We start from the raw sequence: 24,902 nt of genomic DNA on the forward strand, positions 1-24,902 counted from the left end.
CAGTGTCACGCTTCCTTGCCGTGATCACCGTCCTTGGCCTTGGGGCCTGCGCGGGCGACGAAACCGCCACGGCCTATGGCGCCGCGGAGAAGGTCTGGGTTCTGCAGGAACTTCACGGCTCGAAAGCTTCCGACATTGCTACGCTGACCTTCCCCGCGCCCGGGCACATCGCGGGCACGGCGCCCTGCAATAGCTACAACGCCGGGATGAAGGCCCCCTATCCGTGGTTCGATGCGGGCCCCATCGCCGCAACGCGGCGCGCCTGCCCGGCGCTTCAGGCCGAAACCGGCTTTTTCGCGGCGCTGGATGCCGCCACCCAGATCGAGGTCTCGGGCGATACGCTGATTCTGACCGACGACGACGGCCGCCAGATGGTCTTCACGGCCGCGCCAGACGGCGACTGACAAGATCCACGAACCGCGCCCGCGCCTCGGGCAGGGGCTTGTTGCCCAGCGACGGGGCAAGGTGTTCTTCCAGGAAATGCCCTGTCGTGCGGAAGGCCAGCACGATCTCCTCGTCCGGCGCCTCGCCTTCGCCCCGCAGGATCGGCGGCAGGGGCAGCATCCTGTCCGCCCACTCCCCCGCGCCCTTGGCCGACACGGCCCGCCCGGTGCGCGGCGAGACATAGATCAGCCCGTCGGTCACCCCGGTCACGGCGCAGGCGGCAAGGTTTAGCCCGAAACCCAGTTCTTCCAGCAGGGCAAGTTCCCACCGCAGGTAGGCCAGCGGCCACAGGTCGTCATTTCCCAGCAGGTCCAGCAGCGGCTCCGTCCGCGCATATAGCTCGGGGTGCGCCTCACGGTCGGGCAGGCAGAAGGCCAGCAAACCCGTTACCGCGTTCAGTCCGGCCAGGGCCATCCGCCCGGACAGCGCCGCCGCGGCCCGGCTGCGCTGGGGTTCGACGGTATATGTGCCGATATGATCCTCCAGCCGCGCGCGCCAGTTGACATCCAGCTGCGCACCCGGCTGCAACAGCGGCGCCAACCGCCGCCCCGCTCCGCCATGCACAACCCCGGCATGACGGCCATGAGACTGGGTGAACACGTCGATGATCGCCGCGGATTCCCCGTGGCGCCGCGTGTTCAGCAAGATCCCCGTATCGCGCCAGTCCATGCGCAGGCTCCTTGGTCGGCCGCCGTCTGTAGTCCCTACTGTAGACCTTGTTCACCGGATCGCCTGCGATCCGGTGAGCGCTTGCCCCGCCCCATCACGCCGGAGGCGTGCCTTCGGCACGACGCGGGCGCGAATGGCTACAGCGTTATCTAAAGTCCAATTGGTCGTTCGCCTACCCCACGGCATGCGAAGCGTTTCCGCCCACCCTCGGGCCGGGTGCCAACCTTCTGTCGGACCCACGCCCAACCGGCCGGCAAGATATGCCTCAGATCATCAACTCGATCAGGAACGGCCCCTTGGCCGCAGTTGCCGCCGCCAACCGGTCGGCCAGCGCGTCCACGGTCTCGACCCGCGCGGCCTCGACACCCATGCCGTTGGCCAGAGACACCCAATCGATGGCCGGCTGATCCAGATCCAGCATCCGCTGCGCATTCCGTCCCGGCGCCTCGGCCCCCACGGCCTTCAACTCTCCCCGCAAGATCGCGTAACGGCGGTTCGACAGCAGGATCACGACGACATCCAGGCCTTCCCGCGCCATCGTCCACAGCGCCTGATTGGTGTACATCGCACTGCCATCCGCCTGCAGGGCGAACACCTTCCGCCCCGGACAGGCAATCGCCGCACCCACCGCCAGCGGCAGGCCCTCGCCAATCGCCCCGCCAGTCAGCTGCAGATGCGTATGCGGCGCGGCGCCATGGGTAAAGCCGAAAAACTCCCGCCCCGACGTGATGGATTCGTCGCACAGGATCGCCTCCTCCGGCAGAGCCCGGCCCACCGCGATGGCCAGCCCCTGCGGCGTGACCACGCCCGATGGCAAATCTGCCATCGGCGCGGGTGCAGGCGCCGGCGCAGGCCCGGCGCCGAGCGAGTGCCCCAGCTCCGACAATGCTCCCAGAAGATCATCCTCGGGCTTCGCCAGAACCGACACCTCGCAACTATCGGGCACCACGGATGACGGCTTCCCCGGATAGGCAAAGAACGCCACAGGCGCCTTCGCCCCCACAAGGATCATCCGCTTCGTCGAGGCAAACCGCTTCAGCGCCACGTCGACGACATAGGGCACCCGCTCCACCGGATGCCGCCCGGCGCCCCGCTCGATCCGCGCATTCGACTGCTGCGCTATGATCTGACAACCGGTGGCCGCGGCGATGGCGAAGGCTGTCTCGATGGCCTCCGTCCGCAGCGCGGCTCCCGACATCAGCAGAACACAATCCGGACCGTCCGCGCGCAGCGCCGCGGCTGCAGCCGCGACCCGCTGGCCGTCCGGCGGAGACGGCGCCCGGATGTCCGCCCGGACCGGCGCCGCCGATGCAGGCTCCCCCCAGGATGCATCCGCCGGCAGGATCAGCGTGGACACACCGCCGGGAGGCCGCTGCGCTGCCGCAATCGCCTGGGCCGTCGCGGCCCCCACATCATCCGGTCCTGCAATCCGGCGCACGTAATCAGACATCGGGCGGGCCAGCCCTTCGATATCCGTCGTCAGCGCGGCGTCGTAGGGCAGGTGATAGGCCGCGTGATCGCCCACCACGTTCACCATCGGCGATCGCGCCCGGCGGGCGTTGTGCATGTTGGCCAGCCCGTTCGCCAGCCCCGGCCCGGTGTGCAGCAGCGTTGCCGCGGGCTTCCCGGCCATCCGCGCGTACCCGTCCGCGGCGCCGGTCACGACGCCCTCGAACAGCCCCAGCACGCAGCGCATGTCCAGCTTGCGGTCCAGCGCCGCCACGAAATGCATCTCGGACGTGCCGGGATTGGCAAAACAAACGTCCACGCCGTTCAGAAGCAGCGTGTCGCACAAGACATCGGCACCGTTGGCCATGACCGGATCCTCCCTTTTAGCAAACTCTGGCACGATCGGGCCGCCGTCAGGAAGACAGGATCGGCAGGCGCAGGCATCAGCCCCAGATCAGCCAGAAGACCGGTCCGATGGCGCATAGGAACACAGCCGAGAACAGCCAGTTCCATTTCATGCCCACCGTGATCGTCGACAGGCCCAGCCGCGTTGCCGCGATCACCATCGTGGCCGTCATGGGCGACACCAGCATCGACGTGGCCCAGCCCGACATCACCGCCAGCACCAGAAGCGCATCGGCAATCGGGATCCCGGCCGCCGTGACCGACATCACGATCATCGTGGTCGCCACCAGCGGCGGCACCCACAGGAACGCCGACACGAAGATCGCGACGGCAATCGCGAAGGCCAGCCAGATATCCGTCAGCCCCGTCCACAGGATCAGACCCTGCACCAGCCCCGGATCCACGATCAGCCCAAGAAGCAGGCCCAGCATGGCCGCGGTGGTCATGATCGTCACCTCGTTCCCGTTGGCCGACAGCCCCGCCAACGCCTTGGTGCGGAAGACACGCAGCCCTGCCGGCACCCCGCCCACGGCCCCGGGCATCGAAAAGATCAGCACCCAGGCGATGGCAACGACAGGCACAAGCCCCAGCAGCGCGGCCCGCATCTGCACGCCCCACAGCGCGTTGCCCAGAATCCCGGCCCCGGCAATCACGGCAAGGATCCCCACCATCCCCAACAGGGCCGAGACCCTGCCCTGCCGTTCCACAACAAGGGGGGCTGCACCGGCACGGGCGCGGCGGGGGTTCTCGAACCGGTCGACGATCCAGCCCAGCCCGGCATAGACGACCATGCCAGCCAGCCCGTAGGGCAGGTAGGTGACCCAGTCGATGCCCGGCCGCAGCGGCAGGAGGATGTTCAGCCCCACGCTGAAGGGCGACCAGAACAGCGTGGCCGCGAACCCCCGCATCAGCGCGGTCGAGATCCGGCGTTTCTGGATCGCGGCGATCCGCTCGCTGACCTTCGCCGTCTCCTGCGAGGTGAAGGCGATGGCGCACAGCAGCATGTAACCGCCGATGTTCAGCAGGATCCCGAAGATATGCGCCCCGAAGGCCAGCAGCGCATAGCGCCGACCAGGCGGCTGGAAGACGACGTAGGCCCCGGCGTCGGCGACCAGTGCGGTCTCCTGCAACGCCACGCGCAAGAGCGTCATCGCCACGATCAGCGTCGGAAGATACACGACCCGCCGGGCCACCATCACCAGATCGGCCACACCGATCCCGGTCCAGAGCGCCCAGGCCAGCGTGCCCAGGGACAATCCCACAAGGATCCAGGCCGTGACCGACAGTTGCCGGTACATCAGGCAGATCGCGACGCCCAGCAAGGCGACCGTTACCGGCGGCAGCAGGTCATTCGGCCTCACCAGATCGATCAGGGACAGCACCAGCGCCGCCACCAGCACCATCGACGACACGACCTGCCCGGGTAGGAGGGGGACGGCCAGACCAGCTGCCGGTCCGCGGTTCCTGTCGTCATTGGTTGTTACGGATCGTTTCAGCACGACGTCACCTTCACGCCCCGGGGGACGGTCCGGCGCCAAAGCGTCAGGCCATGAGGCTTACCGCGGGTAGATCACTCTGCCGGAGGGGGTACAAGCCCGCGCGCCCCGGGCCGGCGGCGTTTCCTGACGTCGTTCAGTCTTCCCATTCAGACGTGTGCCGCGGACGCGCCCATGTCCGACGGTCAACCGGCAACGGCCGTAGCGGACGCCGAAACAAGGGCGAACCTGAACGCAGCGGCTGCCGCGACGATCAAGTGGGGCGCCTGTCAGCCTGACTTGCACAACCTGTCCTCACGCTGAGGGACACCCGCAGTTTTCTGGCCCGGCGATGAATTCACACGGTAGGGCGGGACCGCCCGAGCCGTAACTTGCGGTCTTCCGGCGCGCGTGATGACGGATGCGGCCCGAAACGCAGCCTGAGCGTCCCTCCGCTACGGACCGCCATCGCCATTGGCGCGGCGGGGAGGGCAGGCTAGGCTCGCGCCACATTCCCGGTGCGGAGCCCCGCCTTGCCCCTGAAACATGTCAAACCGGTCCTGCCGCATCTGCGCCGTGCCGTCTGGATCGGGATCGGCTTCGTGGCGCTTGGGATCGGGATCCTCGGCGTGGCGCTGCCGGTGCTGCCCACGACGCCCTTCGTGATCCTCGCCGCCTTCGCCTTCGGCAAGGGCTCGCCCCGGCTGCGGCAATGGCTGGTTGATCATCACATCTTCGGCCAGCTCATCACCGACTGGGAACGTTACGGCGCCATCTCGCGCCGCGCGAAGATCATCGCCTGCACCATGATGGGCGCCGTGTTCGTCTTCAGCCTGATCATGGGTCTGAAATGGTGGATACTGCTGATCCAGGCCACTTGCCTGGGCGGGGCCGCCACCTTCGTCCTCACCCGCCCCGACGGACCTCCGGGCCGCGACTAGAACGGCCCGAAACACGAGAGACCGCTACGCGCATCCGTAGGGTGCGTGGTTTCCACGCACCGTCGCCCGCCCGGAGGCCGTCTCAATCCCCGTTCCTCAGTCCCCGTTCCTTAATTCTCGTCGGGTTCATCTCCGAAAAACGGCGTCATCTGCGCCACGATCACCGAATTCTCGTCCAGCGCGCGCTGCATCAGGTCCCGTTCGTCATCGCCGATCTCGTGGCCCTGTTCCTCGCGCTCGGCCAGCGTGCCGTAGCCTGTCACGTCAAGCGGCGCGGTGTCGGCCTGTTTCAGGATCGCCACCGTCTCGCGCACGGCTTCGGCTTCGTCCACGCCCGAGGCAAAGACCATCAGCGCCGCGCCGGTCGCACCTTCGGGCAGCCCGTCGCCCGCCTTGCGGCCAAGCTGGACGAGAAGCGTGAACACCTCCTGCGGGCGCTTCACCTTTTCAGGCTTCGCCTTATCGGATTTCGCTTTCTCGGAATTTGCCTTGTTGGAATCTGCCTTGTCGGCCATGGTCCAAGCCTCCTGAAACTCAGGCCGCCCTACAGCAATCCGCGCGCACGCGGAAGGGGAGGGATCAGGCGCTTTTCAGCATCGGCGCCGCCTCGGGCGAGTCCAGCCCCAGGATCGCGGGCCAAGCCGGGGCACCAAGCCGCGACAGAACCTCGATGTGGCGCAGCGCGGCCACGCCGAAGTCCTGCGGTACCAGTTGGTGACAGGTGGCGCGCGTCTCCGGGAACGCCTCGGCATAGCGGCGCACGGCGACCGGCGGCACGACGACATCGTCGCTCATGGTGAACAGGTTGATGTCGGGGCCGGGGCGGTGGAAATCCGGTTCGGGAAGGGTTCTCCCGACATCGGAGTAGAAGAACTCCCGCCGCGTGCACCAGCGGCGCCATTGCCAGTAGACGCCCGCCGGCAGGTCGGCGCCGAAGCCGATCAAGCGGCCCGGCATGTACCCGGCCGCCGCCGTGGCCGCGGGACCGGGGCCGAACCAGAAGGCCATGGCCAGCGGACGATAGCTCCACGGGTGGTCGGTGTAATGGACGCGGCCTGTGCCCACGGTCACGATCTTTTCGACCCGCGGATCATAGTCGCGGAAGGCCAGCCCGAAACCGCCCAGCGAATGGCCCAGGACCCACAGCGGGCCTTCGGGGGCCAGCCCGGCCAGCATCGCTTCCGCCGCCGGCTGATCGCGCATCAACCAGTCGGCGAAGGTCGTGTCGCTTTTGCGCAGGGACCGGTGCAAGGATTGGCCGAAATCGCGGTAATCGTACGTCAGCGTGCCGATCCCCTGCCCGGCCGCCCACGTGGCGAAGGCGCCGTAAAAGCGTTGCGGAACGCCGGTGGCGCCATGGATCACCATGTTCGCGCGGGCAGGCCCAACGGGCGGCACATAGCGCGCGGCCAGCGTCGCGCCGTCGGCTTCGATTGTCAGGTCCTGAGGTTCCGTCGTCATGGGTCTGCTCCCGGGCGATTCCCTGTAGACCATACGGTCTACACTTTCTATAGACCATATGGTCTACATCGGGCAAAAGAAACGTATGGTCACTTTGAACAATCGCGACTCCCTGCTGCGCTCGGCTTCCCTCCTGTTTCGGCAGAAGGGCTATCACGGCGTGGCCCTGGCCGAGATCCTGAAGGCCGCGGACCTGCCGAAGGGGTCGCTGTACTACCATTTCCCGGGCGGCAAGCGCGAACTGGCGACCGAGGCGACGCTCTCTGCCGGGCGCATCGTCGAAAGATCCGTAAGCCGCGCGTTCGAGAGCGCCGGCAGCTTTGCCCAAGGCATGGCCGCGTTCTGCGATGTCGTGGCCGACCGTCTGCGCAGCGAAAGCCCGGTCGAAGCCTGCCCGGTGGCGAGCATCCTGCAGGCGTCCACGTCCGAGCCCGAGCTGCGCGATGCGGCGCGGACGGTGCTGACGTCGTGGTCCGAAGGGCTCGTGCTACAGGCCGCGAGGCTGGGCCACCCGGCCCCGCATGACGCCGCCGACATGGTGCTGATGCAGATGGAAGGCGCCTGGCTTCTGGCCGTCGCAGAACAGAGCGCGCGGCCATTCGAGCGACTGGGGGAGATGTATCGCAAGGGGACCGGTATCTGACGGCTGACGCAATGAGTATCGGGCGTGCTTTCCCGGACGAAAATCTATCGCGAGAAGGGCAGCGCCTGACTCTGGGTGGGCTGACACCGATTGGTAAGGAGAAAGGCGCCGACATCCCGCTTACCCGAAGGTCAAAGCGGGAGATCACCAAAGCGCCCTCCCGTGGGGAGGGTCGGGCGCTGCCCGGGGTGCCCCCGGGCGGGACGACAAGTCAATGTCGGGCTTGCTCAACGCCCCGGCAGATCTACGATCCAGTGTCGGATGCGGCTGTGCTGCAAAGACAGCAGATCAGTCCCGCAGCAGCTCGTTGATCCCCGTCTTCGAGCGCGTCTGCGCATCGACACGCTTCACGATCACGGCGCAATACAGGTTCACCCCACCCGACGACGGCATGGAGCCCGAGACGACCACCGAATAGGGCGGCACTTCTCCGAACGAAACTTCGCCCGTCGCACGATCGACGATCTTGGTCGACTGGCCAAGGAACACGCCCATACCCAAAACCGAGCCTTCGCGGACGATCACGCCTTCCACGACCTCGGACCGCGCACCGATGAAGCAGTTGTCCTCGATGATCGTGGGGCCGGCCTGCATGGGTTCCAGAACGCCGCCGATACCCACGCCGCCCGACAGGTGCACGCCCTTGCCGATCTGCGCACAGGATCCGACGGTGGCCCATGTGTCGACCATGGTGCCTTCGTCGACGTAGGCGCCCAGGTTCACGAAGGACGGCATCAGCACCACGCCGGGCGCGATATATGCCGACTTGCGGACAACGCAGTTGGGCACCGCGCGGAAGCCCGCGGTCTTCCACTCGCTATCGCCCCAGCCCTTGAACTTGCTGTCGACCTTGTCCCACCACGTGCTGTCCTGCGGGCCGCCGGTCTGGGGTTCCATGTCCTTGATCCGGAAGCCCAGCAGCACGGCCTTCTTGGCCCACTGGTTCACGTGCCACGATCCGTCGCCCTGCTTCTCGGCAACCCGCAGCGCTCCGCTGTCGAGCGCGTTCAGCGTGTCTTCGATGGCCTCGCGGGTTTCGCCGGTGGTGGCGGGTGTAATCGTGTCGCGCGCCTCCCAGGCGGCTTCGATGGCGGTTTCGAGCTGGGCGTTCGACATGGTTCACTCCCCTGGAATTGGCGTCCGGTCTTGTCCGGCCCGGCTATAGAGCGCTGCGACCCGAGCGACAACCGCAGATGATGAAGGCTCGCAGGGGCCGCTATGTCATGAACCGGTTCGGATCGGTGCTGCGGTAGCTCTCCTGCTGCGATACCCATGCGAACCACGCTGACAGCGCAGTGAACTCCTTCAGCAACGCGGCCCCTTCGGGCGCGCGGGCGAAGAAGCCGATCATGGGCGCCAGATGGCAATCCGCCAGCGTCATCGCCCGGGCGTTCAGCACCAACCCTTCTGCCGAGATCTTCTCCAGCTCGGGCAACAGTTTCTTCGCGCCGTTCAGCCCCTTCGTCAGTTCTTCCTGGTCGCAGGCCTGCTTGCGCGATGGCCGCTCCGCCCCCTGCACGAAAACCTGCCGGGCCAGCGGCCAGTAACCGTAGGTGTCGGCAAGAGCCTGCACCTGCACCATCCGCGCCTGCGTCAGCGGATCGGTGGGCGTCAGCCGGCCGACGGCGAAATGACTGTCGAGATAGCGCAGGATCGCCACCGTCTCGTAGATCCGGTTGCCATCATGCTCCAGCACGGGAACGCGGTTGTAGGGGTGTTCTTCCACGGTGTCGGTAAAGGGATCGCGCTCGACAAGCTCGGCGTCCGCCCGGACCTCGGCCAGGATCAGGCGCACGATCTGGCAGTAGACGCTGGGGGAATAGGCGAACAGGCGCAGGGTCATGCCCGTGCCCTACGCCGCAAGGGGATCGGGCGCGGGATTGGCGCCGCAGACCAGAACGGCGACTTTCTCTCCCGGTTCGGGCCTGTAGGCGCCCGACATCAGCGCGGCCAGCGCCGTGGCACCCGCCGGTTCCACCAGCTGCCGCAACTCCTGCCACAGGGCCAGTTGCGCCGCCGCAATCGCGTCGTCTTCGACAAGGACAGAGGTCACGCCATGGTCCACGGCCTGATCATAGCAGATCGACCCGATCTTCCTGGCCCCCAGCGCATTGGCCGCGATGCCCGAAACCTCGACATCCACCGGCCCGCCCGCCCCCAGCGCGGCATTCAGCGCGCAGGAGGTCGCAGGCTCTACCGCAACCACCTTGCGCCGGCCCTGGAACCACGCCAGCGCCCCCGCGATCAGCCCGCCGCCCCCCACGGCGATCAGGACGGTATCGGCGTCGAGCCCCTGCTCTTCCCATTCGCGGAAACAGGTGCCTTGCCCGTGCACGGTGGCCCGCGCGTCATAGGCATGGATCTGCATCGCGCCCGTCTCGGCCTCGCATCTCAGCGCGGCGTCCAGGGCATCGGCATAGGCGCCGGGTACGACCGTCAGATCGGCGCCCGACCGTTCGATCAGCGCGATCTTAGACGGGCCGGCCATCTCCGGGACGAAGATCCGCGCCCGGTGGCCCAGGCATGATGCCGCAAAGGCCGCCGCCGCCCCGTGATTGCCGCCCGACGCAGCGACGATTCCGGCGTCGGGCACCGGCAGGCTGAGCAGGGAGTTGAACGCACCGCGGGCCTTGAAGCTGCCGGTATGCTGCATCTGTTCCATCTTCAGCATCACAGGCCGATCGAGGCCGAAGCCGTCAAAATTCATGACCGGCGTCCGCACAACGTGCCCCGCGATCCGCCCGGCGGCGGCGGCGATCTCGTCCTGCCAGTTCATGTCGTGCGTTCCTTTCCGTCAGCCGGCGCGATCCTTGCCGCAGGCGACGCCAATGGCAAGACGGCACGGCCCCCTGCGCGGCTTTCCCCAAGGTACGTCCCCCCAGGAGCCGCTTGGAAACGATACCGTCGATTTCGATGGCATCCGGCGCGGCGGCGATGCAGACTTTGGCAAAGACGCATCCGTGTACGAAGTCCGGATGGGAAACGGGGTTGCCGCGACCGGCAGGAAAGACGACGCCGAGGCGATCACCTGTCCGCGCCGCAACCCCACGACACGGGCCGATCAAGCCCGGCGTTCCGGACTTCCCCCGACACGACAGGATACCTTGCCGCCCCGACAGGGCCGGCCGACGCTGGAGACCCAATGAAAGACGACCGGCAGCACCCGATCCGCCACGCCCATACCGACCGCGACACCGCGCGCCATGTGCCGCGCACCCCGCAGACGGAATCTTCGTCCTACACGCTGGCCTTCACGGACGAGGATTTCCTGTGCCGCGAAGATCTGCGCCCGGTACGCTTGCAGCTGGAACTGCTGAAGGCCGGACTGCTGATGGACGAACGCGGCATCGAAAGCACGGTTGTGCTCTTTGGCGGCGCCCGTATCCCCGCGCCTGCCGACAAGGACACGGCCAGAACGCCGATGCTGGCCCAACTGTCTTCGCAATATGACGAAGCGCAGAAATTCGCCCGGCTGATGACCGAGAAATCGATCGAAACCGGCTGCCGCGACTACGTCATCACCACGGGCGGCGGCCCCGGCGTGATGGAGGCCGGCAATCGCGGCGCGGCGGAAGCGGGCGGCGTGTCGATCGGGCTGTCGATCGTTCTGCCGCACGAAAACGCCCCCAACGCCTACGTCACGCCGGATCTCAGCTTCAACTTCCACTATTTCGCCGTGCGCAAGATGCATTTCCTGATGCGCGCCCGGGCGATCTGCGTGTTCCCCGGCGGCTTCGGCACCATGGACGAGATGTTCGAGGCGCTGACCCTGATCCAGACCGGCCGAATGGCGCGCGTGCCGTTCCTGTTGTTCGGACGCGATTTCTGGAACCGGATCATCAACTGGGAAGAACTGGCCGCCTCGGGCACCATCGCGCACGAGGATCTCGACCTCTTCCAGTTCGTCGACACGGCAGACGAGGCCGTCGCCCTGATCGAGAACTGGGAACCGGCCCCCGCGCGCAGCGACATTCCCGGCCGCTGACCCGGACTCCCGACCGGCCTGAATGACGCCGCGTCGGTCTGCCTCCGGCGGGAGTATTTGGGAAAAGAAGAAGACAGGGGCTGTAATGCCGGGCCAAGCGCTTTCTTCTTTGGCCCCGAAATACCTCAGGGTCGTGGGGACAGCGTCCCCACGACCAAGGTGGCCACAGGCGACCCTTGAAAGAGCGGCGCGCATGGGCTTCTTATCGTTCAGGACACGAGAGCCAGCGAGGACCCGATGAGCACCGATCCCTATGCGGCGCTGGGGCTGACGAAGACGGCCACGGCCGACGACATCAAGAAAGCCTATCGCAAGATCGCCAAGGTCAGCCATCCTGACCTGAACCCGGACGACACGACCGCCGAAGCGCGGTTCAAGGCGGCGCAGGCGGCCTATGATCTGCTGAAGGACCCCGAGCAGCGCGCGCGCTTCGACCGGGGCGAGATCGACGCCTCGGGCCAGGAGCAGGCGCAGCGGAGTTATTATCGCGATTATGCCGAACAGCCGGGCAACCCCTACCGGTCGCGCGGCGGCCGGGCCGGGTTCGGCGGCGATCCGGGCGGAGCGCAAGGGTTCGAAGGGGATTTCGGCGACGCGTCGGATATCTTCGCCGAATTCATGCGTCGCCAGCAGGGCAGTGGCGGCCGGGCCGGCGGGCAGCGCGGCTGGCAGACAGAGTTCAGCGCCCCCGGACAGGACCGGCATTATGCGCTGGAGGTCAGTTTCCTTGACGCGATCTTCGGGGCACGGAGCGAGATCACGCTGCCCGATGGCGGTGCCATTGCCGTGCAGATACCGGCGGGCACGCGCGACGGGCAGGTCATACGGCTGCGCGGCAAGGGTGCGCCCGGCTTCGGCGACGGTCCGCCGGGCGATGCACTGATCACGCTGTCGGTGCGGCCGCACGAACTGTTCGAACGCGATGGCGACGACATCCGGATCACCCTGCCCATCACGCTCGACGAGGCGGTGCTGGGCGGCAAGGTGGAGGCGCCGACGATCGAGGGACCTGTGAACCTGACCGTCCCGAAAGGCGCATCGAGCGGGCAGGTCCTGCGCTTGCGCGGGCGCGGCGTGAAACGGCGCGGATCGGATCAGCGGGGCGATCAGTTCGTCGAGCTGTCGATCCGGTCGCCCAGGACAATCGATGACGAGCTGGCCGCCTTCATGGAGAGCTGGCGCAAGACAAACGGTTACAACCCGCGGGGAGGGATGACGTCATGAGCGGATTTCTGACCGAAGACGACGTGCTGGAACGGGTGGCGCCGCTGACACGGGTGCAACTTGCCACCTTTGTCGAGGCGGAGGTCGTCACGCCGATGGAAAGCCCCGACGGCCCCGTCTTCCGCCGGATGGATGTCGTGCGGATGGAGCTTCTGTGCGAGCTGACCGAAACCTATGCGCTGGAGCCCGACGCCCTTGGCGTGGTGATGGGGCTGGTGGATCAGCTGCACGGCGTGCGGGCGGAGCTCAGGGCGGTGCTGGAGGCGCTGGAGGCCGAGAGCGACGAGACGCGGTTGCGTGTCGTCGAGGTGCTGAAGGTGTCGCGGGCGGGATAGGCTTGTTGCGCCGCACCTGTGTGCGTCGCCGGGCAGAACGGGTGGCCGCAAGCCCCCCGTACCCCCCGCCCGAGGGGCTATTCGCCCCCCGGACCCCCGGAATGCGTTTCCGCTTCGATCTGCGCCCGGGATTTCCGGGCGCGTTCCGTGGCCGATTTCAGCTGACCACAGGCGGCCATGATGTCTTCGCCGCGGGGGGTGCGAATGGGGGAGGCATAGCCGGCCTTGTAGATGATGTCGGCGAAGGCGCGAATGCGGTTGTTGGACGACCGCTGGTAGGGCGCGCCGGGCCATTCGTTGAAGGGGATCAGGTTGATCTTGGCCGGGATCCCCTTGATCAGCTGCACCAGCCGGCGGGCATCTTCGTCGCTGTCGTTCACGTCCTTCAGCATCACGTATTCGAAGGTGATCCGTTCGGAATTCGACAGCCGCGGGTACTCGCGCAGCGCCTCCAGCAGGGTTTCGATGTTCCAGCGCTTGTTGATCGGGACCAACCTGTCGCGGACCTCATCCGTTGTCGCGTGGAATGACACGGCCAGAAGACAGCCGATTTCCTCGGCCGCACGGGCGATTTCGGGCACGACGCCCGAGGTCGACAGCGTGATCCGGCGGCGCGACAGCTGGATGCCTTCCGGGTCCATCGCGATCTTCATCGCGTCGCGCACGTTGTCGAAATTGTAAAGCGGCTCGCCCATGCCCATCAGCACGATGTTCGACAGAAGCCGGGTTTCGTCCTTTGGCGCGCCCGGGGTCGGCCATTCGTCCAGATCGTCGCGGACCATCATGATCTGGCCCACGATTTCACCCGCCGTCAGGTTGCGCACCAGCTTTTGTGTGCCGGTGTGGCAGAACGAACATGTCAGCGTGCAGCCAACCTGGGACGAGACACACAGCGTGCCGCGATCTTCTTCGGGGATGTAGACGACCTCGACCTCGTGCCCGCCGGCGATGCGGGCCAGGTACTTGCGGGTGCCGTCGCTGCTTACCTGCTTGGACACCATTTCCGGCAGCGAGACGGTGAAGTGTTCTGCCAGTTCGGCCCGGTAGGTCTTGGACAGGTTCGTCATCTGCGCGAAATCGCGCACGCCCCACTGGTAGATCCATGTCCAGATCTGGTTCACCCGCATCTTGGCCTGCCGTTCCGGCGTGCCATGGGCGATCAGCGCCTCCGTCATCGCTGGCCGGGTCAGGCCCACGAGGTTGATCGCGCCCTCGGGCATTTTCCGGGGGACGGTCAGGACGTCATGGGTGATCGGGGCGGAGGCGGACATTGAAAAACTCGGGCTATGGGGGATGCGCCCCTATATAGGACGCAAACGGTTCTGCAAAACCCGAAAAGGGCCAAACAGCGGATTCTACCCGCCGTTCAGCCTTGTCGGATGGTCGGATCGGGGCAAACGCCCCGTTACTTGCAGCGTGTCGCGGCGTCGTCGTTCGCGGCGGTGAAGCCCAGGAGCGAGAACGTGTCCTTCGTCTGGGTACCCCGTGTCGACCGTGCGGTCAGCACCGCATCCGTGCCCGCCTTCATCGCGGCCACGATTCGCTGGTCTTCCTCGGGCGTGGAGGGCCAGGCCCATTCGCCCTCGGTGTCCAGTTCGAACCGCTGCGGCCCGATCTCCAGCGACACGGTCGAGCCGCGCGCAAAGGGATAGCCGCCGGTGAAGGTCACCTGACCCTGCACATTCGCGCCGGGCCGGTAGAACACGAAAAGAAGAATCTCGCTGCGCCTCACGGGGACAACGCGGCCATCGCGCGTGTTCACCGTTTCCTTGGGCGCCGAAACGCTCCAGCATTCCTTCGGGCTGTCCTCGACGAACACGCTCCAATCGGTGCTTGCCGCTACCCGGTTATCGGTTGTTGTCTGTGCCACGGCGGGAAAAGCCAGCGCCGCAACCGCAAGCGCCGAGATCGTCATTCTTCCCAGCGCACCGCGCAATCCTGTTTTGCCTGCCACTGAAACCTGCTTTGCCATCTGTTCAGCCTCTCCGTACAGCCCCCGCGTCGGCCTGTCATCCATCCGTCTCCGGATCCGCCTCTTCTGGGCATCGGACCGCGCGCCTTGCTTGCTGACGGGCGCACAGTAGCGTAACTTTACGAGGTTGCGAAAGACCGGTTCCGAAAATTTTCCAGCCCAGCAGGAGAGTTCCATGACAACAGCGGCAGCGCCGATGGTCGAGGTATGGCGTGGCGACCTTCTGGAAAGCCTGCATTGCGGGCACGCGGCGATCTGCGACGACACCGGACAGGTCATTCAGGCATGGGGCGATGTCGCAGGCCTGATCTATCCCCGCAGTTCGTGCAAGATGATCCAGGCCCTTCCATTGCTGGCCTCCGGCGCGGCCGAGGCGCAGGGGCTGGGGTCGGAACATCTGGCGCTGACCTGTGCCTCGCACCAGGGCGCGGCGATCCACACGACCCGGGTTCAGGCCTGGCTGAAGGACCTTGGCCTGGGCGACGATGACCTGCGCTGCGGCCCGCAGGAGCCGCCCGACCGTGATGCCGCCCATGCGCTGATACGTGCCGATGCAGCGCCCTGCCAGTATCACAACAACTGCTCGGGCAAGCATTCCGGCTTCCTGACGCTGAACCGGCATCTGGGCACCGGCCCGGACTACGTCGAACCGGATCACCCGGTGCAAAAGGCCGTGCGCGCCGCGTTCGAGGACGTGACCGACGCCGCAAGCCCCGGCTACGGGATCGACGGCTGTTCGGCCCCGAATTTCCAGACGACGGTGCAGGGACTGGCCCGCGCGATGAGCTGGTTTGCCACCGCATCCGACCGCGGCGACGGCCAAAGCAAGGCCGCCGTGGCCCTGACCGAAGCCATGATGCGCCACCCCGAACTTGTCGCCGGTGAAGGCCGCGCCTGCACGCGGTTGATGCGGCTTCTGGACGGACGCGGCGCGGTCAAGACCGGGGCCGAAGGCGTGTTCGTCGCGATCCTGCCGCAGCGCCGGATGGGGATCGCGCTGAAAATCGCCGATGGCGCCACCCGCGCCAGCGAATCCGCGATCACGGCGCTTCTGGTCGCGTTGGGAGAGCTCGACGCCGATAACCCCGAGGTGCAAGCGCTTATGTCCCCGACGCTTTACAATCGCCGGGGCATCGCCGCAGCGCGGGTTGCACCCGTTCCGGCGCTTCTGTCCTGACGGGGTGGGACGTTCGCGTTCTGCGCGACCGATCTTCAATCGTTTCTTCCGTCAAATCGGTTTCGCGGTTAGACTTGCCCAAAACAATGAGCAGTCACTCGGATACCCCCATGAAGCGCAATATCGCCCTCGCCGGCGTGCTCAGTATCTGCGTCCCGCAGCTGGCCATGGCCGAAACCCAATCCCGCCCGCAGGCGCGGCCATCTTCCGTCGACGTGTCCCGGCAGGTGACCGACACCCTGTCCGTCCCGGCCTCGATGCGGTCCGTGCAGCTTCCGGTCCGTGTGTCGCTGCGGCCCGAGATACGCCCCGCCACGTTTCCAGCGCCGGAGCCGTTGCCCGTGGCCGGTGAAAACGCACGCTTTCACGCATGGATCGGCGCCTTCCGGGACCGGGCGCAGGCGCAGGGCATCCGCAGCGCGACGCTCGATGCCGCGTTTGCGGGCGTCCGGTACGATAGCGATGTCATCCGGCTCGACCGGAACCAGTCGGAATTTTCCAAGACGATCTGGCAATATCTCGACAGCGCCGTCTCGGACTCGCGAGTCACCAACGGCAAGACCGCGCTGCAGAATCAGCAGGCGACGCTGTTGGCCATCGAACGGAAATACGGCGTCGACAAGGAAGTCGTGGTGGCGATCTGGGGGCTTGAGACCAACTACGGCACCTTCCGCGGCTCGAACAACGTGATCGAGGCGCTGTCCACGCTCGCCTTCGACGGCCGCCGGGCCGCCTTCTTCGAAGACCAACTGATCGCCGCGCTGCAGATCCTGCAGACGGGCGACACGACGCCCGCGAACATGAAAGGCAGCTGGGCCGGAGCGATGGGCCACACCCAGTTCATGCCGACCTCGTATTTGGAATACGCCGTCGATTTCACCGGCAACGCCCGCCGCGACATCTGGAGCGACGACCCCGCCGACGCGCTCGCCTCCACCGCCGCCTACCTGAAGCGCCACGGCTGGACCACCGGCCAGCCATGGGGTGTCGAGGTGTCGCTGCCCCGGGGCTTCGACTATGCGCTAGCAGACCGGCAGATCACAAAGGTGCCGTCGGCCTGGGCAGCCCTTGGCGTGACCGGCGCCGATGGCCGGCCCGTGCCGAACCACGGCAATGCGGCGATCCTGCTGCCCGCCGGCGGTCAGGGCGCGGCCTTCATGATCTTTGACAATTTCGCTGTGATCGAACGCTACAATTCTGCCGATGCCTACGTGATCGGTGTGGGGCATCTCAGCGACCGGATCGGCGGCGGCCCCACCATACAGCATCCCTGGCCGCGCGAGGACCGGGCGCTCACGTTCTCGGAACGCAAGGAAATGCAGGAACGGCTGACGGCCCACGGCTTCGACACCAAGGGCATCGACGGCCGGATCGGCCCGCGCACCGTCGACGCCGTCCGCGCCTACCAGCAGGCCAACAACATGCTGCCCGACGGCTACGCCTCGCTCGCCGTCCTCAAACGCCTGCGCTGACGCACGCCAAGGCCCCGCCCCGCGCCCGCCTGCGGCAAGGAGGATCGCACCAGCGATCCGACGGGGGTGGGCGGGCGGGCCGCAGGCGGGCGCGGGGCGGGGGCTGGACTACCCGGATCTCGGGACAGGTCCAGCGCCAGCGGGGCTCCCCCGGGGATCCCCAGACACGCAAACGCCGCCCTGCCAAAGCGGAACGGCGCACGATACGGCGGTATTCGGTGAAAGTTCCGGGACGCCGCAGAATCTGCGACGTCCCGGCAACGTGGGAGGTTCGGCCGAAGCCGGGTTGCGGGCTCTCCCACGCCATTCCCCTGGCCCTTGCGAGGCCAAGATGCTGCGCTTGCAGCATAAGCTGCGGCTGCGATAAACCTAAAAGTGGGAAGGTGCGCACGTTTTGCGCGCGAATGGCCGAAGTTTGCCGGCCCAAAACAGAAACGGCGCAGCTTTCGCCGCGCCGTTGTCCTGAAAGCTCAGAAACCGAGCCCTTCGTATTTTTTCTTGAACTTCGACACGCGGCCGCCGGTGTCGTTCAGGCGGGCATTGCCGCCGGTCCACGCCGGGTGCACCGAGGGGTCGATATCAAGCGACATGGTATCGCCTTCCTTGCCCCAGGTCGATTTCATCTGGATGATGGTGCCGTCGGTCAGCTTCACATCGATCAGGTGATAGTCGGGATGCGTTTCTTTTTTCATAGCGCGCGTCCTTACGCCTTGGCCCCGGCCGCATCGGCCTTCGGCTTGTAGTTGGAAACTTCTGCGATCCGGGCCGACTTGCCGCGACGCGAGCGCAGGTAGTACAGCTTCGCACGACGCACCTTGCCGCGGCGGACAACGGCGATCGAGTCGATGTTGGTCGAATAGAGCGGGAACACACGTTCCACGCCTTCGCCAAAGGAAATCTTGCGGACGGTGAACGATCCGGCGATGCCCTTGCCGTTCTTGCGGCTGATGCACACGCCTTCGTAGTTCTGCACACGGGTCCGCGTGCCTTCCGTCACCTTGTAGCCGACGCGAATGGTGTCGCCGGCCTTGAAATCGGGAATGTCCTTCCCGAGCGAGGCGATCTGTTCCGCCTCGATTTCTGCGATCAGGTTCATCTGACCTACTCCTTTTGCCCGCAGTTGTCCTGCAGTGTGTCGCGGTCCGAGAGCTTCCGGTCTTCATCGGGTCCGGGGCAATGCCCGCCCGCCGTAGGTCGATCCGACTGTACTCAGTGGCTGTTTTGCGCTGCGCGGGGTCGAGGCGCCGAAGAAGGCCACCCAAGGAACAAGCAAAACACCCGGAATCGCAAGCGTTCCGGGCTCGCGTGGGGTAGTCGATTATCGGGACCGCTTCAAGTGTTTTGACACGGGCCCGGTCTCAGGCAAAGACATCGGCCCAGTCATCGTGCTTTCCGGCCTGCGCCTTCACGAACGGACACAGCGGGACGACCTTTATCCCGGTCTCCCGCGCATAGGCCACCAGTTCGTTGACCAGTGCCGTGCCCACGCCGCGCCCGCCAAGGGCGTCGGGCACGCCGGTGTGGTCGGCAATGATCATCGTGGGGCTTGTCTTCGAATAGGTCAGCTCGGCCTCGTGCCCATCGATGACGGTGACGAAACGGCCCTTGGTCTCGCTCTCTTCGCGGGTGATCTGGATATCGCTCATGGTGCCTCTCGGGGTCCGGGCCCGACGCGGGGTCGGGCGGTGCTCCCGTCAATCTAGGTACTTTGCGCGACGGACCAAGGCCCGATCAGGGCTTGTCCTTGCCCTGCCGGTACGCGGCCCACAGGTCGGGGCGGCGGGCCTCGGTGATCTTCTCGGCCTCGGCCTGGCGCCATTCGGCGATCTTCCCGTGATGGCCCGACATCAGAACATCCGGGATCGTCCGTCCCTGCCATTCGGCGGGGCGCGTATACTGCGGATGCTCCAGCAGTCCGGCCGAGAAACTTTCCTCCTCGGTCGAGCTTTCGTTGCCCAGAACGCCCGGAATCAGCCGCACGGTGGCGTCGATCAGGGCCTGTGCCGCGATCTCTCCGCCGGTCATTACGAAATCGCCCAGCGACACCTCGATCACGTTGAAATGGTCGAGCACGCGTTGATCGACCCCTTCGAACCGCCCACACAGCAGCGTCACCCCCGGCGCCGCCGCCAGCCCGCGCATCAAACCTTGGGTCATCGGTCGGCCACGGGGCGACAGGTAGATCAGCGGCCAGTCCGGGCCAGTGCGCGCCATCGCGTCGGAAATCGCGTTGCCCACGACATCGGGCCGCAGGACCATTCCGGCCCCGCCGCCCGCGGGCGTATCATCGACATTGCGGTGTTTGCCCTCGCCGTACAGACGCAGATCGATGGTTTCGAGCTGCCACAAACCCTGTTTCAGCGCCTTGCCCGTCAGGCTTTCGCCCAGCACGCCGGGAAAGGCCGTGGGAAACAGCGTGATGACCTTGGCCTTCCACACACCCACAAGGTCCGGCGTGCCCATTAGGTCGCGCGGGCGAACGGAAGCGGCGATCGACTTGCGGCCATGAGAGAGCAACGGACGGGAGGGCGTGTCGGCCATGGCCTAGAACAGGCCTTCCGGCGGGTCGGCGACGATCCGGCCCGACGCCAGATCGACGGTTGGCACCGCCGCAAGGGTGAACGGGATGAGGACGGTGGCCTTCATGCCGGGTCCATAGACCTCCAGCAGGTCGTCGGCGCCGTGGTTCATCACGGCCTTCACATGTCCCAGCACCGTCCCGCCGGTATCGACGACTTCGAGGCCGATCAGGTCGGCGTGGTAATATTCTTCTTCGTCCAGCGCCGGAAGCCGGTCACGCGGGGCGAACAGGCGGACACCCTTCAGGGCATCCGCCGCCTCTTTCGACTGCACGCCGCCCAGATGGGCGGTGAAGCCGTTCTTGGTCTGGCCCGTCAGGGACACGGAATAGCTGTGCGCCCCGTCCTCGGTGGACAGGGGCGCATAATCGGCAATGGCGGCGGGATCGGCGCAGAAGCTTTTCAGCCGCACCTCTCCCCTGACGCCATAGGCGCCGGCAATCGCACCAACGCAGACAAGATCAGCCATTCTGCACGCCCTTCTCGCAATAGCCCGCGGCGTTCAACACGCCGCCGGCATCGGAACAGTTCTGCTCCACCCGTCCGCGTTCGTGCTTCAGCCCGACATAGAAGCCGGCGCTGAACAGGACGGCAAAGAAGGCAAGACGAACCATGAAAGCCCCGCCTTATTCGGCTGCGGCGTCTTCCGTGGCTTCGGCAGGCGCTTCTTCGGCCGGCGCAGCAGCGGCTTCGGCAGCGGCGGCAACCTTGGCGGCTTTTTCTTCAGCGCGCTCGGTCGCTTTCTTGCCGGGCTTGGCCTTGTTCGGGTTGTTGCGCTCGGTCTTTTCCTTGACGCCGGCGGCTTCCAGCATGCGGGCGACACGGTCGGTCGGCTGGGCGCCGTGGCTCAGCCAGTACTGAACGCGCTCCATGTCCATCTTCACGCGCTCTTCGCTGTCTTTCGGCAAGAGCGGGTTATAGGTGCCCAGCTTCTCGATGAAACGGCCATCGCGCGGCATGCGGCTGTCGGCAGCCACGATGCGGTAGAAGGGACGCTTGTTCGAGCCACCACGGGCCAGACGGATTTTCATAGCCATTGTTTGTTCTCCTTGGAATGGCGTTGGGTTGGCGGGGTACTCCCGCCTTACGATTGGTGTTTCTTGTGGTGCCGGATGACTTCCTGAATGATGAAATTCAGGAATGCCTTGGCGAATTCGGGGTCCAGATCGGCTTCCCGGGCGAGGGCTTCCAGCCGGGCGATCTGCTTTTCTTCGCGCGCGGGATCGCTGGGGGGCAGATCGTTTTCCGCCTTCAGCTTGCCCACCGCCTGGGTATGCTTGAACCGCTCACCCAGCGTGTAGACCAGGATCGCGTCGAGCCTGTCGATGCTTTCCCGGTGTTCCTTCAGAACCTCTGCGGCGCGCGCGGCGGCGTCGGACATGTGCAAAACCTCTCCCTCAGTCAAGAGCCCATCCTTCCGGTTTGAACAGCGGATCGGCGTAATGGCGGATCTCCATCTCGATCCCGTCCGACAATTGCGTGTTGTCGAGCGCGGCAGGCGACGGATGACGAAAGACACTGTCGCTGCCGTCGATGGTCGCGGCCTGTTTGTCGCGCTTGGCACCCAGCCGTTCGGCCAGCCGGATCGAAGCCAGGTTCTTCGGGTCGATGTAGCTGACCGCCCCGTCCCAGCCGTTCTTGTAGTAGTGGGCCCGCGCGGCATGGGTCGCTTCCAGCGCATAGCCGCGGCCTTCGGCGCCGGGCCAGATCACCCATGCGATTTCGGCCTCCGGCCATTTCGCCGGTTTCCAAGCGCCGGCCATGCCGTAGGTTTCGTCGGTCTTGCGGTCGTGGATCATCCACATGCCGTAGCCGCGGATCGCCCAGTGCCCGATCTCGGCGGCATAGAGCATCCACGATTCATAGGCGTTCAGCGGCCCGCCCATGAAGCGCGCGCGGTAGGACGTGAAGGTCGCCTTGAAATCGGGATAATCCTCGGGCTCGGGTCCGCGCAGGACCAGCCGTTCGGTTTCCAGGACGGGGATCGCGAGTTCGGTCACGCAGGCACCCCCGCCGAGGGGTGGCGGAAGACAAGAGTGCCCTCCCAGCCGTCGAGGTCGGGATAGGGGAACCCTTCGTCGAGCGTGCAGCCCATGCGCATGGCCAACGCGATGGAGCGTTCGTTTTCCGGGTCGATATAGCTGATCGCCGTTGTCCAACCGAGATTGTCATAGGCATAGGCACGCGCCGCTTGCGCGGCCTCGAACGCATAGCCCTTGCCTTCGGCCTCGGGCGACCACATCGACCAGCCGATCTCGCGATCGGTCCAGGATTCGGGGTACCACGGGCCGATGCCGCCCAGCGGGTGATCGCTGCCCTTTTCGGTCACGACGAACAGGCCGTAGCCCCGCATCACCCAATGACCGATGAGATTGCCCATGTTTCGCCACGCACCGTCACGGGTGTAGGGTCCACCGATAAAGCGCGCGCGGTCTGACACGAGGAAGTCGAGCGCCGCGTCCACGTCGCCTGCGTGCGGTGCGCGCAGGTTCAGGCGTTCGGTTTCGATCAACGGGGTATTCGCCAGTTTGATGGTCATGCCAGCGCCCCCAGGTCATGCACGATCACAACGTCGCCGGGATCTTCGCCGACGCCGTCGGGATCGATCACGCCGCCGATGCGCTTGCCCAGCGCGATGGAGCGGTCGTTCCGCGGGTCGATGATGTTGATCAGCCGGTCCCAGCCAAGGCTGTCGCGCGCCCAGACCATCACGGCCTGCGCCGCCTCGGCCGCGATTCCGCGGCCTTCGGCTTCGGGAACGACAAACCAGCCCAGTTCGGGTTCGGGATAGCCGTCGGGTTCGTAGATCCCGACCTCGCCCAGGTAGGCGCCGGTTTCGCGGTCATCCACGCCGAAGGGCCCGTAGCCCCTGAGCTGCCAGTTCGCGACATCCGACGCCCAGACCCGCCATGCATCGGCGCGATCCATCATGCCGCGTTCGAATTCCGAACGCGGGGACGCGAAGAACGCCGCCCAGTGTTCGAAATCCGCGAGCTTCGGCTGGCGGAGGATCAGGCGGTCGGTTTCCAGCACCGGGAATTGGGAGAGCGGCGCGTTCATCGCACGACCACTCCACGGCGCGCGTGGGGCGCCGTTGCAATTGAGTATTTGAAGAAAGAAGAAATCAGGCTCATTTCTTCTTTCCGAAACCACTGAGACCTTGCGGCAAACCGCCGCCACCCAGGCCCGAGAGACCGCCGGGCATGGAGTTGCCCATCTGCTTGGCCGCCGCTTCCAGCGCCTTGGGGTCGGGCTGGCCCGCACCCATGCCGGGCATGCCGCCCTTGCCGGTCAGCGCGCGCATCGCCTGCTTCATGGCGCCGCCCTTCTGCTTGCCCAGTTTCTTCATCATGTCGCCCATCTGGCGGTGCATCTTCAGAAGCTTGTTCAGCTCGGCCACGTCCTGGCCCGCACCGGCGGCAATGCGTTTCTTGCGGCTGGCCTGCAACAGCTTGGGATTGGCGCGCTCCTTCTTCGTCATCGACTGGATCAGCGCGATCTGGCGCTTCAGGACCTTGTCGTCGAAGCCCGATTCCTGCACCTGCTTGGCCATCTTGCCCATGCCGGGCATCATCGACATCATGCCTTCCATGCCGCCCATCTTGAGCATCTGCTCCAGCTGCATGCGCAGGTCGTTCATCGAGAACTGACCCTTGGCCATGCGGCGCATCATCTTTTCGGCCTGTTCGGCCTCGATCGTTTCCTGCGCCTTTTCGACGAGCGACACGATATCGCCCATGCCGAGGATCCGGCCCGCGATACGCTCCGGCTCGAAGGTCTCGAGCGCGTCCATCTTTTCGCCCAGACCCACGAAGCGAATGGGCTTGCCGGTGACCGCGCGCATCGACAGCGCAGCCCCGCCGCGGCCATCGCCGTCCATCCGGGTGAGCACGACGCCGGTAACGCCGATCTTGTCGTCGAATTCGGTGGCGACGTTGACGGCGTCCTGCCCCGTCAGGCCATCGACCACCAGCAGCGTTTCACGCGGGGAAACCACGTCGCGGACATCGGCGGCCTGCTGGATCAGCTCCTGATCGATATGCAGACGGCCCGCGGTGTCCAGCATGTAGACGTCGTAGCCGCCAAGCGACGCCTGCGTCTTGGCACGCTTGGCGATCTGGACCGGGGTTTCGCCCTTCACGATCGGCAGCGTGTCGACGCCGATCTGGGTGCCGAGGATCGCCAGCTGTTCCATCGCCGCGGGGCGGTTTGTGTCGAGCGAGGCCATCAGCACGCGCTTGCCGTCGCGGTCCTTCATTCGCTTGGCAAGCTTGGCGGTCGTCGTCGTCTTGCCCGAGCCCTGCAGGCCCACCATCAGGATCGGCGCGGGCGGCGTGTCGATCTTCAGCGCGCCGGGGTCTTCGGACCCGGTCAGCGTGTCGACCAGCGCGTCGTGCACGATCTTGACGACCTGCTGGCCCGGCGTGACCGACTTGGTCACCGCCTGCCCGGTCGCCTGGTCCTGCACCTTCTTGACGAACGCGCGCGCCACGGGCAGCGAGACGTCGGCCTCAAGCAATGCCACGCGAACCTCGCGCAGGGCGGTCTTGACGTCGTCCTCGCTCAGCGCACCCTGCTTGGTCAGCCGGTCGAGAACGCCAGACAGGCGGTCGGACAGATTTTCAAACATGGGCGCTCGCGCTCCTTTTCATCTCTCATCTCCGGGTGCCC

Annotated in this window: 30 protein-coding genes; 8 read left to right on the forward strand and 22 right to left on the reverse strand. The window is 66.1% G+C overall.

Features of this window, described 5'->3' with window-relative positions; genetic code table 11:
- The first annotated feature begins 2 nt into the window (after window positions 1–2).
- Complete coding sequence (locus tag D4754_RS00125; RefSeq protein WP_121060443.1) at window positions 3–404, forward strand: META domain-containing protein; 402 nt, start codon at window positions 3–5, stop codon at window positions 402–404.
- Here the strand turns inward: D4754_RS00125 and recO are convergent.
- The 3 genes from recO to D4754_RS00140 form a co-directional block, all read right to left on the reverse strand.
- Window positions 379–1,113: a DNA repair protein RecO gene (gene recO / locus D4754_RS00130; protein WP_121060445.1), complete on the reverse strand. Its 735-nt coding sequence runs from the start codon at window positions 1,111–1,113 to the stop codon at window positions 379–381. The two genes, D4754_RS00125 and recO, sit on opposite strands and share 26 nt — an antisense overlap.
- A gap of 265 nt (window positions 1,114–1,378) precedes the next feature.
- Window positions 1,379–2,929 carry an acetolactate synthase large subunit gene (locus D4754_RS00135; protein WP_121060447.1) on the reverse strand — a complete coding sequence of 517 codons (1,551 nt, stop codon included), beginning with the start codon at window positions 2,927–2,929 and terminating at the stop codon, window positions 1,379–1,381.
- Between the two features lie 76 nt (window positions 2,930–3,005).
- Complete coding sequence (locus D4754_RS00140; RefSeq protein WP_163025732.1) at window positions 3,006–4,466, reverse strand: hypothetical protein; 1,461 nt, start codon at window positions 4,464–4,466, stop codon at window positions 3,006–3,008.
- 509 nt (window positions 4,467–4,975) lie between these two features.
- On the opposite strand from D4754_RS00140, the gene D4754_RS00145 reads away from it, so the two are divergent.
- Complete coding sequence (locus D4754_RS00145) at window positions 4,976–5,383, forward strand: YbaN family protein (protein ID WP_240453695.1); 408 nt, start codon at window positions 4,976–4,978, stop codon at window positions 5,381–5,383.
- Window positions 5,384–5,493: 110 nt separating this feature from the next.
- On the opposite strand, the gene D4754_RS00150 is transcribed toward D4754_RS00145, so the two are convergent.
- Both D4754_RS00150 and D4754_RS00155 read right to left on the reverse strand, forming a co-directional pair.
- Window positions 5,494–5,898: a hypothetical protein gene (locus D4754_RS00150; protein ID WP_240453696.1), complete on the reverse strand. Its 405-nt coding sequence runs from the start codon at window positions 5,896–5,898 to the stop codon at window positions 5,494–5,496.
- A gap of 64 nt (window positions 5,899–5,962) precedes the next feature.
- Window positions 5,963–6,844: an alpha/beta hydrolase family protein gene (locus D4754_RS00155; RefSeq protein ID WP_121060451.1), complete on the reverse strand. Its 882-nt coding sequence runs from the start codon at window positions 6,842–6,844 to the stop codon at window positions 5,963–5,965.
- A 94-nt stretch (window positions 6,845–6,938) separates the two neighbouring features.
- Here D4754_RS00155 and D4754_RS00160 point away from each other — a divergent pair, with 94 nt between their 5' ends.
- Window positions 6,939–7,487 (forward strand): TetR/AcrR family transcriptional regulator, encoded by a 549-nt coding sequence (locus D4754_RS00160; RefSeq protein ID WP_163025733.1) that lies wholly within the window; start codon window positions 6,939–6,941, stop codon window positions 7,485–7,487.
- Between the two features lie 288 nt (window positions 7,488–7,775).
- On the opposite strand, the gene dapD is transcribed toward D4754_RS00160, so the two are convergent.
- The 3 genes from dapD to D4754_RS00175 form a co-directional block, all read right to left on the reverse strand.
- Window positions 7,776–8,603 carry a 2,3,4,5-tetrahydropyridine-2,6-dicarboxylate N-succinyltransferase gene (gene dapD / locus D4754_RS00165; protein ID WP_121060454.1) on the reverse strand — a complete coding sequence of 276 codons (828 nt, stop codon included), beginning with the start codon at window positions 8,601–8,603 and terminating at the stop codon, window positions 7,776–7,778.
- A gap of 100 nt (window positions 8,604–8,703) precedes the next feature.
- Complete coding sequence (locus D4754_RS00170) at window positions 8,704–9,330, reverse strand: glutathione S-transferase family protein (RefSeq protein WP_121060456.1); 627 nt, start codon at window positions 9,328–9,330, stop codon at window positions 8,704–8,706.
- Between the two features lie 9 nt (window positions 9,331–9,339).
- Window positions 9,340–10,263, reverse strand: a complete 924-nt coding sequence (locus D4754_RS00175; protein ID WP_121060458.1) for a threonine/serine dehydratase — start codon at window positions 10,261–10,263, stop codon at window positions 9,340–9,342.
- 366 nt (window positions 10,264–10,629) lie between these two features.
- Between D4754_RS00175 and D4754_RS00185 the strand changes: the two genes are divergently transcribed.
- From D4754_RS00185 to D4754_RS00195, 3 genes are all read left to right on the forward strand, one after another.
- Window positions 10,630–11,472 carry an LOG family protein gene (locus D4754_RS00185; RefSeq protein ID WP_121060462.1) on the forward strand — a complete coding sequence of 281 codons (843 nt, stop codon included), beginning with the start codon at window positions 10,630–10,632 and terminating at the stop codon, window positions 11,470–11,472.
- Window positions 11,473–11,709: 237 nt separating this feature from the next.
- The gene (locus tag D4754_RS00190) at window positions 11,710–12,696 is read left to right on the forward strand and encodes a DnaJ C-terminal domain-containing protein (protein WP_121060464.1); all 987 of its coding nucleotides are present in this window, start codon (window positions 11,710–11,712) and stop codon (window positions 12,694–12,696) included.
- Window positions 12,693–13,031, forward strand: coding sequence for a hypothetical protein (locus D4754_RS00195; RefSeq protein ID WP_121060466.1), 339 nt, complete (start codon window positions 12,693–12,695; stop codon window positions 13,029–13,031). The genes D4754_RS00190 and D4754_RS00195 overlap by 4 nt, the downstream gene beginning before the upstream one ends.
- Before the next feature lie 77 nt (window positions 13,032–13,108).
- Here D4754_RS00195 and rlmN read toward each other — a convergent pair whose 3' ends face one another.
- A complete protein-coding gene (rlmN, locus tag D4754_RS00200; protein WP_121060467.1) occupies window positions 13,109–14,302 on the reverse strand; it encodes a dual-specificity RNA methyltransferase RlmN in 1,194 nt (397 codons plus the stop codon).
- Window positions 14,303–14,436: 134 nt separating this feature from the next.
- Window positions 14,437–14,946 (reverse strand): invasion associated locus B family protein, encoded by a 510-nt coding sequence (locus D4754_RS00205; RefSeq protein ID WP_121060469.1) that lies wholly within the window; start codon window positions 14,944–14,946, stop codon window positions 14,437–14,439.
- Between the two features lie 232 nt (window positions 14,947–15,178).
- Between D4754_RS00205 and D4754_RS00210 the strand changes: the two genes are divergently transcribed.
- Window positions 15,179–16,180, forward strand: a complete 1,002-nt coding sequence (locus tag D4754_RS00210) for an asparaginase (protein WP_240453697.1) — start codon at window positions 15,179–15,181, stop codon at window positions 16,178–16,180.
- A 110-nt stretch (window positions 16,181–16,290) separates the two neighbouring features.
- Window positions 16,291–17,652: a lytic murein transglycosylase gene (locus D4754_RS00215; RefSeq protein ID WP_121060472.1), complete on the forward strand. Its 1,362-nt coding sequence runs from the start codon at window positions 16,291–16,293 to the stop codon at window positions 17,650–17,652.
- A 470-nt stretch (window positions 17,653–18,122) separates the two neighbouring features.
- On the opposite strand, the gene rpmE is transcribed toward D4754_RS00215, so the two are convergent.
- The 12 genes from rpmE to ffh form a co-directional block, all read right to left on the reverse strand.
- Complete coding sequence (gene rpmE / locus D4754_RS00220; protein ID WP_121060474.1) at window positions 18,123–18,344, reverse strand: 50S ribosomal protein L31; 222 nt, start codon at window positions 18,342–18,344, stop codon at window positions 18,123–18,125.
- A gap of 11 nt (window positions 18,345–18,355) precedes the next feature.
- The gene (rplS, locus tag D4754_RS00225; RefSeq protein WP_121060476.1) at window positions 18,356–18,748 is read right to left on the reverse strand and encodes a 50S ribosomal protein L19; all 393 of its coding nucleotides are present in this window, start codon (window positions 18,746–18,748) and stop codon (window positions 18,356–18,358) included.
- Between the two features lie 262 nt (window positions 18,749–19,010).
- Window positions 19,011–19,298, reverse strand: coding sequence for a GNAT family N-acetyltransferase (locus tag D4754_RS00230; RefSeq protein ID WP_121060478.1), 288 nt, complete (start codon window positions 19,296–19,298; stop codon window positions 19,011–19,013).
- Between the two features lie 85 nt (window positions 19,299–19,383).
- Window positions 19,384–20,193, reverse strand: a complete 810-nt coding sequence (gene trmD, locus D4754_RS00235) for a tRNA (guanosine(37)-N1)-methyltransferase TrmD (RefSeq protein WP_121060480.1) — start codon at window positions 20,191–20,193, stop codon at window positions 19,384–19,386.
- 3 nt (window positions 20,194–20,196) lie between these two features.
- The gene (gene rimM / locus D4754_RS00240) at window positions 20,197–20,700 is read right to left on the reverse strand and encodes a ribosome maturation factor RimM (protein ID WP_121060482.1); all 504 of its coding nucleotides are present in this window, start codon (window positions 20,698–20,700) and stop codon (window positions 20,197–20,199) included.
- Window positions 20,693–20,845, reverse strand: a complete 153-nt coding sequence (locus D4754_RS23810; protein ID WP_163025734.1) for a hypothetical protein — start codon at window positions 20,843–20,845, stop codon at window positions 20,693–20,695. The genes rimM and D4754_RS23810 overlap by 8 nt, the downstream gene beginning before the upstream one ends.
- A gap of 12 nt (window positions 20,846–20,857) precedes the next feature.
- Window positions 20,858–21,268, reverse strand: a complete 411-nt coding sequence (gene rpsP / locus D4754_RS00245; protein ID WP_121060484.1) for a 30S ribosomal protein S16 — start codon at window positions 21,266–21,268, stop codon at window positions 20,858–20,860.
- A 47-nt stretch (window positions 21,269–21,315) separates the two neighbouring features.
- Complete coding sequence (locus D4754_RS00250; protein WP_121060486.1) at window positions 21,316–21,612, reverse strand: chorismate mutase; 297 nt, start codon at window positions 21,610–21,612, stop codon at window positions 21,316–21,318.
- A 16-nt stretch (window positions 21,613–21,628) separates the two neighbouring features.
- On the reverse strand, window positions 21,629–22,231 hold the full coding sequence (locus tag D4754_RS00255) for a GNAT family N-acetyltransferase (protein WP_121060488.1): 603 nt from the start codon (window positions 22,229–22,231) through the stop codon (window positions 21,629–21,631).
- Window positions 22,228–22,770 carry a GNAT family N-acetyltransferase gene (locus tag D4754_RS00260; protein WP_121060490.1) on the reverse strand — a complete coding sequence of 181 codons (543 nt, stop codon included), beginning with the start codon at window positions 22,768–22,770 and terminating at the stop codon, window positions 22,228–22,230. The genes D4754_RS00255 and D4754_RS00260 overlap by 4 nt, the downstream gene beginning before the upstream one ends.
- Window positions 22,767–23,291 carry a GNAT family N-acetyltransferase gene (locus tag D4754_RS00265; protein ID WP_121060492.1) on the reverse strand — a complete coding sequence of 175 codons (525 nt, stop codon included), beginning with the start codon at window positions 23,289–23,291 and terminating at the stop codon, window positions 22,767–22,769. The genes D4754_RS00260 and D4754_RS00265 overlap by 4 nt, the downstream gene beginning before the upstream one ends.
- Window positions 23,292–23,361: 70 nt before the next feature.
- Window positions 23,362–24,861: a signal recognition particle protein gene (gene ffh, locus D4754_RS00270; protein ID WP_121060495.1), complete on the reverse strand. Its 1,500-nt coding sequence runs from the start codon at window positions 24,859–24,861 to the stop codon at window positions 23,362–23,364.
- Window positions 24,862–24,902 lie beyond the last annotated feature (41 nt).

Source organism: Chachezhania antarctica, from assembly GCF_003646465.1.
GTDB classification, from domain to species: domain Bacteria; phylum Pseudomonadota; class Alphaproteobacteria; order Rhodobacterales; family Rhodobacteraceae; genus Chachezhania; species Chachezhania antarctica.

Coding starts and splice junctions, on each gene's coding strand:
- D4754_RS00175 (WP_121060458.1), bottom strand. CDS start 10,263: ATGAACTGGCAGGACGAGATCGCCGCCGCCGCCGGGCGGATCGCGGGG.
- D4754_RS00260 (WP_121060490.1), bottom strand. CDS start 22,770: ATGACCATCAAACTGGCGAATACCCCGTTGATCGAAACCGAACGCCTG.
- rpsP (WP_121060484.1), bottom strand. CDS start 21,268: ATGGCTATGAAAATCCGTCTGGCCCGTGGTGGCTCGAACAAGCGTCCC.
- D4754_RS00135 (WP_121060447.1), bottom strand. CDS start 2,929: ATGGCCAACGGTGCCGATGTCTTGTGCGACACGCTGCTTCTGAACGGC.
- rimM (WP_121060482.1), bottom strand. CDS start 20,700: ATGGCTGATCTTGTCTGCGTTGGTGCGATTGCCGGCGCCTATGGCGTC.
- D4754_RS00195 (WP_121060466.1), top strand. CDS start 12,693: ATGAGCGGATTTCTGACCGAAGACGACGTGCTGGAACGGGTGGCGCCG.
- D4754_RS00185 (WP_121060462.1), top strand. CDS start 10,630: ATGAAAGACGACCGGCAGCACCCGATCCGCCACGCCCATACCGACCGC.
- D4754_RS00150 (WP_240453696.1), bottom strand. CDS start 5,898: ATGGCCGACAAGGCAGATTCCAACAAGGCAAATTCCGAGAAAGCGAAA.
- rlmN (WP_121060467.1), bottom strand. CDS start 14,302: ATGTCCGCCTCCGCCCCGATCACCCATGACGTCCTGACCGTCCCCCGG.
- rpmE (WP_121060474.1), bottom strand. CDS start 18,344: ATGAAAAAAGAAACGCATCCCGACTATCACCTGATCGATGTGAAGCTG.
- D4754_RS23810 (WP_163025734.1), bottom strand. CDS start 20,845: ATGGTTCGTCTTGCCTTCTTTGCCGTCCTGTTCAGCGCCGGCTTCTAT.
- dapD (WP_121060454.1), bottom strand. CDS start 8,603: ATGTCGAACGCCCAGCTCGAAACCGCCATCGAAGCCGCCTGGGAGGCG.
- D4754_RS00190 (WP_121060464.1), top strand. CDS start 11,710: ATGAGCACCGATCCCTATGCGGCGCTGGGGCTGACGAAGACGGCCACG.
- rplS (WP_121060476.1), bottom strand. CDS start 18,748: ATGAACCTGATCGCAGAAATCGAGGCGGAACAGATCGCCTCGCTCGGG.
- D4754_RS00230 (WP_121060478.1), bottom strand. CDS start 19,298: ATGAGCGATATCCAGATCACCCGCGAAGAGAGCGAGACCAAGGGCCGT.
- trmD (WP_121060480.1), bottom strand. CDS start 20,193: ATGGCCGACACGCCCTCCCGTCCGTTGCTCTCTCATGGCCGCAAGTCG.
- D4754_RS00215 (WP_121060472.1), top strand. CDS start 16,291: ATGAAGCGCAATATCGCCCTCGCCGGCGTGCTCAGTATCTGCGTCCCG.
- ffh (WP_121060495.1), bottom strand. CDS start 24,861: ATGTTTGAAAATCTGTCCGACCGCCTGTCTGGCGTTCTCGACCGGCTG.
- recO (WP_121060445.1), bottom strand. CDS start 1,113: ATGGACTGGCGCGATACGGGGATCTTGCTGAACACGCGGCGCCACGGG.
- D4754_RS00170 (WP_121060456.1), bottom strand. CDS start 9,330: ATGACCCTGCGCCTGTTCGCCTATTCCCCCAGCGTCTACTGCCAGATC.
- D4754_RS00210 (WP_240453697.1), top strand. CDS start 15,179: ATGACAACAGCGGCAGCGCCGATGGTCGAGGTATGGCGTGGCGACCTT.
- D4754_RS00250 (WP_121060486.1), bottom strand. CDS start 21,612: ATGTCCGACGCCGCCGCGCGCGCCGCAGAGGTTCTGAAGGAACACCGG.
- D4754_RS00155 (WP_121060451.1), bottom strand. CDS start 6,844: ATGACGACGGAACCTCAGGACCTGACAATCGAAGCCGACGGCGCGACG.
- D4754_RS00205 (WP_121060469.1), bottom strand. CDS start 14,946: ATGACGATCTCGGCGCTTGCGGTTGCGGCGCTGGCTTTTCCCGCCGTG.
- D4754_RS00265 (WP_121060492.1), bottom strand. CDS start 23,291: ATGAACGCGCCGCTCTCCCAATTCCCGGTGCTGGAAACCGACCGCCTG.